Below are 10,829 nucleotides of genomic sequence, written 5' to 3'. Positions count from 1 at the left end.
CGCATTGACAAGAAATACCAAATATGGATATGGTTGAAAGCCACATCTTTCGTAAGGGTTTAGCATTGCTAAACCCCTACAGCGTGGTCTATTTACGTAGTTTACCGCCGTAGGCATCATAAGGATAATTAATAAAAGCCTAAAACGACCTATTTTCGTTAATCCACATCACGGTTAATTTGTATAGTGCGTAAGTCCTATCTTATATAAATTTGTGTTAATGGAGTTTGTGTTAATACCAGGAAAATAAAGGCAAGATTACATGAATGAATTAGATTACTGTAGCGATCGCTTGTCTCTTAGCGTATTTAAAAGTTTGTAAAAAAATATGATTAGTATGAATATTTTCATGTGACTAATGAACTATTTAAGATACAAGTATATTTTTTATGCAACATTTTCAGAGCAAATAAAATAGATAAAAACAGCATTGATTTATCGACTATTTTAATATATAGAACACAGCGTAATATTTTTTAATTGCTTATATCTGACTTGAAAATTTGATAAAAATCATCTAAAACAACTGTATTTTGTCTTGAAAAACTGACATTAATAAAGAAAAAATAGTTATAAAGAAAAATTGAAAGCTTGGTAAATGTTATTTGGTTACAGAAAGAGATTTAAAAAAAAAGTTAAAAAAAGATAACAACCAATCATAAAATCGCACCATGTTTGGAACTCAAAATACTTCAAGCTCTTTGAATACACAATGGGTAGAAACTTCCCAAAAAATACAAGCATTAGCATCTCCCCTTGATAGTTTAAATACTCTAAGTTCTAGTTCGCTTCTACAAAGTAAGAGTTCTTCACAACCACAACAATCGGCGGTGGTGTCAGCAAATCCCAATCCTAATCCTTACTTAACCAGTGCGGCGATTGTTCCTGACTTTAACGGTGATGGCAAAACGGACAAACTTTGGGTAAATACCCAAACTGGTGAGATTATTGTTCGCCTGATGGATGGCACAAGAGTTATCGAACAGGGTTCTCTGGGTCAATTTGACCTATCCGCCTATGACTACAAAATTGCCGAATTCAACAATGATGGCAAAACCGACTTCTTGTTACGCAATAAGACAACCGGCGAGAATAGCATTGTGCTGATGGATGGCACAAGAGTTGCTAATGCGGCTTCTCTAACTAGCGTTGACGGAGCCTGGACTCCAAACATTGCCGATTTCAACGGCGATCGCAAAACCGATATCTTCTGGCATAATAGTCAAACCGGTGAGAACGCTATTTGGGAGATGGATGGTACAACAGTTGTTACTGCAACCGTTCTAGACACTACAGACGCAGCACTAACTCCTACCATTGTTGATTTCGACGGCAATGGCAAGAGTGATATCTTCTGGCGCAATCCGACAACAGGTGATAACAGCGTTTGGTTTATGGATGGTACGCAAAAGAGTGAATTTGCGCTGCAATCACAAGATGCAGCCTGGACTTCTAGCGTTGGCGATTTCAACGGCGATTTAAGCACTGACCTGCTGTGGAGAAACACTCAAACAGGTGAGAATAAGATTTGGACAATGAATGGTATTTTAGTTACAGAGGGTGCTTTGGGGACACTTGACTCAGCCTGGACTTCTAAAATTGGTGATTTCAACGGCGATGGCAAGACCGACATCTTCTGGCACAATGGAAGCACAGGTGCAAACACCGCTTGGTTGATGGATGGTACAACAGTTGCTACTGAAGCTTTCTTACCGACTAATAACGCGGCCTTGACACCATCTCTTGGGGATTATAACGGCGATGGTAAGACCGACATCTACTGGCGCGATCAGACAGCCAGTGCAGACACCATTTGGACTATAAATGAGACAACAGCAGTTGAGACTCCCATCAGCGAAGCAGATAAGCTGACCCCAGAGTGGTATACGTTCTAAAATATTGGGGCATTGGGCATTGGGGATGGGGCATTGGGCATTGGGCATTGGGGCGGAGGAAAAAACTAACCAAAACTTCTCCCGTACTCGCTCATCCCCTCATCCCCTGCTCCTCAAAACTTGTAACTTAAAACCTGAATTTCTCCATTTTCCGGCAATTTACCAGGGCTGATGGAAATACTATCTCCGTTGCTACGCCGCACTGTCATACCTTGCATTAAGGTCAGAAAATCATCGAGTGGCGAAATATCGCACGTAGCAGCATCAGCAGCCTGTGTCCGGTAATGGGTTGGAATCACCAACTTGGGATTTAATACTTGAACGGCCTGCTTTGCTTCTTCAGCATTGTAGGCTTTTGCACTGCCCCCCACAGGAATAAGTAGGACATCGGGACGCCCCATTAGGATTTTTTGCTCAATGGAAATAGGTGCAGCAGCTCCGCCTAAGTGTAAAATATTAATTCCCCCTTGTTTCCAACTCCAAGCGGTATTTGAGCCAAACTGTCTACCTTTTTTGCGATCGTGGTCTATGGCGATTCCTTGGAACTTAATGCCTTTGAACTCGTAAACTCCTGGTTCGTAGATGAGTTTTGCATTCCCCGGTAGCACGTCTACAGCACCTTCATCTAGTAGTTGGCTGCTAATCAGTACCAAATCTGCTGCAACTTTTGGTGAACGATACCCAGCAGTACAGCCGACCGCCCGAAATGGATTGACGAGAATTTTGGCATCGCCGCCAGTAAAAAGAAAGCAAGTATGACCCAACCACTGAACTGATAAACCGCTAGATTGTGCGTCAGCTTCAGATTCAGAACCCAAGGTAGTAACCAAAGCTGTGACCAACCCCGCCCCAGCATAGCCCATCAACTGTCGTCGTTTCATTAATTACGCTCTTGACTGTAACTGTTCGAGAAAATTTCGCAGTAGCTGTTTTCCTGAAGATGTCAGGACACTCTCTGGGTGAAACTGGACGCCCTGAATATGAGGATAGTTCCGGTGTCGCACTCCCATAATGGTGTGATCTTCAACCCAAGCGGTGATTTCTAACACCTCTGGACAAGTCTCACGTTCGATGACCAAACTATGATATCTGGTAGCGGTTAAAGGATTTTCTAACCCCTGGAAAACTCCCACCCCACTGTGAGACACCTGAGAGGTTTTGCCATGCATCAACTCTGGAGCCGGAATTATTTTACCACCAAATACTTGACCGATGCTTTGATGCCCTAAACAGACACCCAAGATTGGCAACTCTTGCCCTAGCTGTTCTATCAATTCTAGGGAAATGCCGGCATCTTCCGGGCGACCAGGCCCTGGAGAAATAACTACGGCTTCCGGCTTTAATGCCCGAATCTCATCTATGGATATCTTATCGTTACGAAAAACTTTAATATCATCTGCCACTGGGAACTCTGCTGCTAATTCTCCCAGATACTGCACTAAGTTATATGTAAAACTATCGTAATTGTCGATAACTATAATCAAAGCTCATTACTCCTGGTTTTTACCACTTATCAATTCCAAAAAGCATAAACAAATATCTGATGCTATTTGTTCGTTAGGTATAAAAATAACGCTGACGTGGATGGATAAATATAAAGCGGCTACTCTACGACAAGCCACCTCCTAAAGATTACCAAGTAACCCTTTAGCCAGGACGCTTGGCGTCGCAGCTACGCCCGTCGTAGACATCGCATTACTGAAATTTGGAATTGCTTATAATACTCCAAAGTGGATCGGACAGAGCGTGATCCTGTTACCGAGTCATTTGGCGATGCCTGCGGCGGGCTACGCCTACGCAAATCACATCACATCACATCTACAAAGCCGATATAATTAACGTTACCAGAGGAGGGAGCAATAGCGTACCAGCTACCAGCACCGCTACCAAGGCAGAGACAAGGACTGCACCAGCTGCACAATCTTTAGCAATTTTTGCTAAATCATGGTATGTCTGCTTAACTGTTAAGTCTACAACGGACTCAATGGCTGTATTCAGTAACTCTAATGCCAAAACTAAACCACTAGTTATACCAATTACCGCTATTTCCACCGCTTGCAGATGCAAAAAAACACTTAAACCGATCGCTAAAGCGCAAACACTTACGTGAATGCGAAAATTACGTTGAGTCTGAAAACTATAACTGATTCCAGCCCAGGCATATTTAAAACTACCAAATAAATTAGAGGCTACTTTCCAGGAGAATTCCCGTTCGTTAGTCACCAGTTTTTGTAACGAGGTGGGCGTTGGTGATGGAGAAATTTTTTGAGACATAGACTTAAAAATATAAAAATAGAGTTGCTACAGTGGGAATATTCGCTGATCTTAATAGCGTAATTAACTTTGAGGTAATTTTTAAGCAATTTTCCACAGAAGTATTATAAAAGTATTACCCAAAATTTATATTAAGAGATACACAAGTTACTGCTATTCTATGTTAATAGCAATACCTATTGCATTCAGCAATTTCACTTGCTGTTCTAACATTCGCTCCAAACTTTCTTCATCAGGATGATCCCAGCCTAACAGGTGCAATAAACCGTGAGCAGCTAACCAAGCTAGCTCAGTTGGTAAGCTATGTTCCTGTTGTCGAGCTTGGCGTATAGATGTATCTACAGACACAATAATATCACCTAAGTATAATGGTACAGAGGCAAGCATTTCTTCGCTTTGAGGAAAATCCACTTCCAAAGCAGCAAAGGCTAAAACGTCTGTCGGCTTATTTTGTTGACGATACTGAGCATTCAATTCTTGAATTTGTGAGTCATCTGTCAAACGCAGCCCTATTTCATAACTTGGCGCTGGCGGAATATGAGGATGAAGTATTTCCAACCAGTGATTAAACCAGTTTTCCCAAGTTTCAGGAGTAATTCGGGCATGAGTGTCCCCAATATTTACAGATGTTGTCGGGGACAACTCGTAAAAATAATCCTCCACATATAGTTCAACTCTCAGGGGCACACGTCTCCTAATCTGAGGTGATGGTTTATTGTTAGTGAGTTAGGTAAGCAAGACCAACAAGGAGAGCTAAAAGCCCTACGGCAGTCAATCCGAAGTGTTTAAGAGAAGTTGCACCCTTTTGCACCATGTTTCGCATGGCGAGTTTTACGTAGCTAGGTTGAGGTTCTGTTGAAGGAGAATTGCTCATAGTTATTTGCCCACAGACTCTTTTATAACTGTAACAGTTGGTCTGCCATAGAATAGCGATCGCCTGTATATTGCTAAGAAATTTCTTTGAAAAGGCATCAACCATCGGGTCAGTACTAAATAATATTAAAAATTACTTAGTACTTTTTGCTAATCCCCAGTTATGCCGGAGTGTTTTCTACCAGTTTATTTTCTTGGCGCAGATAAGCTTGGATGAATGTATCAACTTCGCCATTCATGACATCGCCAATCGCTGTTGTTTCTGTATTTGTACGTAAATCTTTCACCATTTGGTAAGGGTGAAACACATAGTTACGGATTTGGTTTCCCCAGGAGGCTTCCACCATATCGCCACGAATTTCAGCAATTTCTTGGGCACGTTGCTCTTTGGCTATGACCAACAGCTTCGCTTTGAGGCGATTTAGGGCTTTCTCTTTATTTTGCAGCTGCGATCGCTCTTCTGTACAGCGCACGGCAAGACCCGTGGGAAGGTGAACAATCCGCACCGCCGTTTCTACTTTGTTGACGTTCTGCCCACCTTTACCACCAGAACGGGTTGTGGTGATTTCCAAATCTTTGTCTGGAATATCCAACTGCACAGAGTTATCTATCTGCGGCATCACTTCCACCCCGGCAAAACTGGTTTGTCGCTTGCCGTTGGCATTAAAAGGTGAAATCCGTACTAGGCGATGTGTACCCATCTCCGATCGCAAATAACCATAGGCATAACGACCAGTAATTTCTAGGGTTGCCGATTTAATTCCAGCTTCATCACCCTCCGACTCTTCAGCTAAAGTTACTTTATAGCCATGAGCTTCGCCCCAACGGGTGTACATCCGCATCAGCATAAATGCCCAGTCTTGAGCGTCTGTGCCACCAGCACCAGCACTAATTGTCAGTACAGCACCTTCAGCATCATAGATGCCAGAAAGTAACTGTTGTAACTCCCACTGGTCTAGGTCACGATTAAGTTTAGTGATGGTAGATTCCGCTTCTTGGAGTAGTGCCTCATCGGTTTCTAACTCTAACAACTCAACAACAGCCCTAGTATCTTCTAGATTGGCGTGCCAGCGATCGTATTGCTGAAGGTGGGCTTTCAAATCGTTGAGTTCTTGCAGCGTTTGTTGGGCTTGGGTTTGGTCATTCCAAAATTCTGGTTGAGCCGATATTTTTTCGAGGTCTTGAATTTTGGCGCTCAGTGCAGGTACGTCAAAGATAGTCCTGGGTTTTACCCAGGCGGCCAGACAACGTTTCGATTTCGCGTTTGAGTTCTAGGACATCCATAGTGCTTGCTGTAATGTATAGATAGAGCGCTTTGGATTTGAAAATTGCTCTTTATTCTACTAGTTATTAATCTTAGCAAATTCTCTTTGCACTGATTTGATATTTTACAAAAATTACTTGAAATTATCAAGCGCTTCTTTGGTAACAGAGGTGGTTTGATTTTGCTGTTGCAGATAGGCTTTGATAAACAAATCAATTTCACCGTCCAAAACCTCTACCGCAGCAGGTGTTTCTACATTGGTACGTAAATCTTTTACCTTGGTGTCAGGATGCAAGATATATTCCCGGATGATCTGGTTGGATAATGATTTTATCTGCCGAGGTTGAATTTTGGCAAGCTGGACACCTTGGGCTAGTGCAATCGCAAACAGTTTACTCTTGAGAATCGCTAAGGCTTTCTCTTGATTTTCTATCTGACGGCGCTGTTGGTCGCAAAATACACTAATCCCGGTAGGAATGTGAAACACCCGCACCCATGTTTCTGGGCGGTTGACATTCCCCTGTGGGCGCGGCAAAGTAATTTCTAAATCCTTCTCTGGAATCTCAAAATCAACAGACTCATCTAAGATAGGGCTGACTTCTACACTGGCTAGGCAAGTATGCCGCTTGCCATTGCCATCAACAGGAGAAATCCGCACTATTCTTGCATGAGTTCCTTGTTCCGATTTTAGTCAGCCATAAGCATAATGCCCTGTAATTTCTAGGGTGGCAGATTTGACCCCAGCTAAATCACCCTCTGAATATTGTAGTAGATATACTTTTTGATTATGATTTACTGCCCAACGGTGATATAACCGCAATAATATAGATGACCAATCTTCAGCATCTACCCCACCGACCCCAGCAGTAATAGTTAAAAATGCACCTTTTTGGTCGTGGGGGTCAGACAATAATTGTTGTATTTCTGCTGCTTCTAGTTCTTCTTGGAGTTGGGTAAGGTTGCTTTGCACCTCTTGCCACAATTGCTCATCGGCTAATAATTCCAGCAATTCCAACGCAGCCTTGATATCGTCTAGAATCGAACACCAGCGCTGATATTGTTGATGCTTGTATAATATGGAGTATTCAATTTCTTGAAGTACTTCATAAGCACGGGTTGGATTGTTCCAAAAATCTGGTTGAGCAATTACTTGATCTAAATATTGAATTTTTGCAGTCAAATATTGGAGGTCAAAGACAGCCTTCAGCCTTCGTCAATATATTAGACAACCTTTCTACTTCGCGCTTGATATTTAAGAGTTCTAGCATAATTTTGCTCACTTGAGGCTGAACTTATCTACATATTCTACTATTAAAGCGATGAAAAAAACCGTGGTTGCTGAAAATTTAACCACGGTTTTACCTTATAAAACTTTACTTTTGTTAATGCCTATAGGTAATTAATCGCGGCCATTGATGGCGATTAGCAAACGCAAGATAAAGACGAACAAGTTGATGTAAGTAAGGTACATCGACAAAGCAGCAGGCAGATATTGATCATCGCTGTAAGTGCGGGGCAAGATATAGAAATCGACAACAGAAACCCCAACAAAAAGAAATACCCCCAAACCGGAGATAGCGATTTCTAACCAATTTGGCGTGTAAACACCAAACATAGCAAACGCGAATTGAGCAAGGCACACAACCACCAAGGCAATGACACCGAGATTGATGGTTTTCGTCAAAGCCATGCCATCTTGTTCAGAGAGATTTGAACCAATTTGACGAGCAGCAATAAAGGTAACGCCACAACCAAGGGCAGCCAAACCAATGCCTTGAATGCCAACACCTTGGGATCTCAAAGCGACAAATATCAAACCACTGAGGGTATATCCAGACAAGAGGCTGTAGGTTGCCAACAAGGGTAGTGCAAGTCCCTTATTACCTTTTTGAGCAACATTTTGGGCAACAAAGAACAAAACTAACTCCAGAATCACCGCACCAATGAAGGTGGGAAAAAATATTCCGGGGTTAGTACGGATAACTCCTAAACCGCCGTAGGTTCCTAATGCCGTTAGCACCAATCCACCACCGACGTAGGGCAGGGCGTTGGCAATCACATTTGGGCCAACGAGGGCGTGAGATTTAGCCTCACGGATAGCTTCACGAAAATTACTGGTATTGCTCATATTGAAAACTGTTTTTTAGGAAAGCGTTCTGCTTATTCCTATTCTTACCAAAATTTAGGTCGAGAAACCAGGAAGGAGTTACGTGAGGAAGAGACAAATAAACAAAAAAGATTATACAGGGTTGAAATTTTTATCTGAAAAATAAAAAAAACCTGCAACAGAGACAATAGCAAAATCATACGTGCAAATACTGAATTTTGGAGTACGACCCCTAATAAGTTCAGTGAAACGACGATAGCTTATTCATCCTTGACTAGGGAAGATAATGACAGCTTAAAAGAAAATATACGCAGCTCCATTTTCTTAGGAATAGGAGTTACAACAAGGGAATGTATATGGCCACAAGTGAGTCCTCTTTACGAACTGATGGTATAGAATTATTACACTTGTACCACCAGAATCCTTCTATTAAACTTCGTAATAAACTTGTACAGTTACATACTGGCTTAGTGCGGAAGATGGCTCATAAATTTAGCCATCAATGTAATGAACCTTATGAAGATTTAGAACAAATCGGTTATTTTGGTTTGATTAGGGCAATTGAGCGCTTTGACCCTAGACAAGGATATGCTTTTAGTTCTTTTGCTGTGCCATACATTCGAGGTGAGATGCTGCACTTTTTGCGCGATCGCAGTACTCTCTTAAAAATTCCCCGTCGTTGGCAAGAATTGTACAATGAAGGACAAAAGATTCGCAAGGATTTGTCAATGTCTTTAGGTCGTGTTCCCAAGGATGCTGAAATTGCCAACCAACTTCGGGTATCTGTGCAAGAATGGCAAGAAACCAAGTTAGCTGCTCAAAACCGTATGCCTTTGAGTTTAGATGCAACCGCAGTTAACTATATTGATTGCCAAATAACCTTGGGTGAGGCACTTCCTTGTCCTCGTTCTCATGTTCTTTTGCAAGAAGAAGAAGAACGGCAACAACTTCAAGGTGCAATAAATATGTTAGAAGAAAAGCCCCGCATGGCAGTTGAAATGGTGTTTTTGAAGGAACTTTCTCGCAAGGATGCTGCTAAGAATATTGGCACTAGTCCAATGACGGTAACACGGTATCTGCAAAAGGGAATTCAAGATTTGATTTACTATTTGCAACCACAGGTAATGCCAACACAAGTAATACCAACAGCGTCTTAGTCGTGCTGGGCTAAAAATCCAATGACAAATGACCAATGGCAAATGACTAATTATCTAGATTTTAAATCAGCGATCGCACCTTTGGTCATGGCAGCAATAGCTTGATCTGTGGCTTTCGGCAAATGATAATATTTACCGCCTGCTGTTTGTGATAATTCCTTAGCAAAGCCCGTGGATACAAATTTACTTTCTGTATCAATTACTAATAGTTGCATTCCCAAAGCCCGGATTCTGGCAGCAATTTCTAATAATTCCCCTTTGATATCTGGTTTTTCTCCTGGTTCTAGTTGTTCACCTAAAGAACGAGCTAAGGGAATATTACCGCGCCCATCGGTGATTGCTACAAGCACAACTTGCCCAATATCTCCACTCATTTGGGCATTTAAGCCGACGCGCACAGCTTGGGTTAAACCGTGCGCTAAGGGTGAACCCCCACCACAGGGCAACCTTTCTAAGCGGTTACGCGCTAAGGCAATAGAACGTGTTGGAGGCAATAACACTTCCGCCTGTTCTCCCCGGAAGGGAATCAATGCTATTTGGTCGCGGTTTTGATAAGCTTCTGTCAACAGTTGCATCACCGCACCTTTAGCCGATTGCATTCGATTCAAGGCCATTGAGCCAGAAGCATCTACTACAAACACTACCAACGCCCCTGCTTTACGTACCAGGCGCTTCGAGCGAATATCAGCCTGTTCGACAATAACTTTTCTATCTGGGTGTTTTTCTCTTCGGGCTTTTTGATAAGGAGCCGCAGCTCTGAGGGTAGCATCTACTGCAATGCGTCGCGCTTTCCCCTTGGGCAACATTGGCTTAATGTAGCGTCCCCTGTCATCGGAAAATATGACACTGCGACTACCAGATTTTCCTTGCCGCTTCGCCATTTGAGTAAAGTAAAGCACGTTGTCATCAAGAATTACCCCTTCTGGATCAAAAATGAATTCTTCCGGGATGCTGGGGGGTTCTTGCTCTTGATTTTCTTCCTTTTCTTCTTGTTCTTCCTGCTCTTCCTCTTCTGATTCGTCCTGGGGTTCTTCTTGATTTTGTGGTGGGGGTGGAGGCGGTGGCGGTGATTGTTCTGGCGGTGGTGTCTGCACAATTGTTGCCCGTGGTACAATCACCAGTTCCACCGCACGGCGCAAATCTTCAGCATTTACTGTTGTTCGTCCCTCCAAAGCCGCCGCCGCTTTGGCAACCCGCGTGGCGAATAACTCAGCGCGATGTCCCTGAACTCCGCCGCGTATAGCCTCATCCACTAAGTA

General features: G+C 42.7%; 10 protein-coding genes and 1 pseudogene. 2 read left to right on the top strand and 9 right to left on the bottom strand.

The features are described from left to right. The first annotated feature begins 671 nt into the window (after positions 1-671). Positions 672-1,895 (top strand): FG-GAP repeat domain-containing protein, encoded by a 1,224-nt coding sequence (locus ACEW80_RS22920; RefSeq protein ID WP_373528798.1) that lies wholly within the window; start codon positions 672-674, stop codon positions 1,893-1,895. Positions 1,896-2,008: 113 nt separating this feature from the next. Here ACEW80_RS22920 and ACEW80_RS22915 read toward each other — a convergent pair whose 3' ends face one another. From ACEW80_RS22915 to ACEW80_RS22880, 8 genes and pseudogenes are all read right to left on the bottom strand, one after another. Beyond that, positions 2,009-2,776 (bottom strand): MBL fold metallo-hydrolase, encoded by a 768-nt coding sequence (locus ACEW80_RS22915; RefSeq protein ID WP_373528797.1) that lies wholly within the window; start codon positions 2,774-2,776, stop codon positions 2,009-2,011. 3 nt (positions 2,777-2,779) lie between these two features. Beyond that, a complete protein-coding gene (locus ACEW80_RS22910; protein ID WP_373528796.1) occupies positions 2,780-3,379 on the bottom strand; it encodes an aminodeoxychorismate/anthranilate synthase component II in 600 nt (199 codons plus the stop codon). Between the two features lie 334 nt (positions 3,380-3,713). Beyond that, positions 3,714-4,169, bottom strand: a complete 456-nt coding sequence (locus ACEW80_RS22905) for a diacylglycerol kinase family protein (protein WP_373528795.1) — start codon at positions 4,167-4,169, stop codon at positions 3,714-3,716. A gap of 153 nt (positions 4,170-4,322) precedes the next feature. Beyond that, entirely contained in the window at positions 4,323-4,850 is a 528-nt protein-coding gene (gene ybeY, locus ACEW80_RS22900; protein WP_373528799.1) for an rRNA maturation RNase YbeY, read from the bottom strand. 37 nt (positions 4,851-4,887) lie between these two features. Further along, entirely contained in the window at positions 4,888-5,043 is a 156-nt protein-coding gene (locus ACEW80_RS22895; protein WP_373528794.1) for a DUF3285 domain-containing protein, read from the bottom strand. Positions 5,044-5,203: 160 nt separating this feature from the next. Continuing rightward, a protein-coding gene (gene prfB, locus ACEW80_RS22890; RefSeq protein ID WP_373528793.1) for a peptide chain release factor 2 occupies positions 5,204-6,326 on the bottom strand; the annotation gives its coding sequence in 2 pieces (ribosomal slippage) (positions 5,204-6,253 and positions 6,255-6,326; 1,122 coding nt in all). A gap of 113 nt (positions 6,327-6,439) precedes the next feature. After that, positions 6,440-7,574: pseudogene (locus ACEW80_RS22885) on the bottom strand (PCRF domain-containing protein). Positions 7,575-7,705: 131 nt separating this feature from the next. Then, a complete protein-coding gene (locus tag ACEW80_RS22880) occupies positions 7,706-8,434 on the bottom strand; it encodes a Bax inhibitor-1 family protein (RefSeq protein WP_373528792.1) in 729 nt (242 codons plus the stop codon). A gap of 335 nt (positions 8,435-8,769) precedes the next feature. Between ACEW80_RS22880 and ACEW80_RS22875 the strand changes: the two genes are divergently transcribed. Further along, a complete protein-coding gene (locus tag ACEW80_RS22875; RefSeq protein WP_373528791.1) occupies positions 8,770-9,570 on the top strand; it encodes an RNA polymerase sigma factor SigF in 801 nt (266 codons plus the stop codon). A gap of 50 nt (positions 9,571-9,620) precedes the next feature. On the opposite strand, the gene bchD is transcribed toward ACEW80_RS22875, so the two are convergent. Further along, the coding region (bchD, locus tag ACEW80_RS22870) for a magnesium chelatase ATPase subunit D (RefSeq protein WP_373528790.1) at positions 9,621-10,829 on the bottom strand (1,209 nt) is incomplete at its 5' end.

It is taken from the genome of Nostoc sp., from assembly GCF_041747015.1.
Taxonomy (GTDB): Bacteria; Cyanobacteriota; Cyanobacteriia; order Cyanobacteriales; family Nostocaceae; genus Nostoc.
Note: the sequence above shows the minus strand (reverse complement) of the source record. Positions and strands in the feature narration are given on the sequence as shown.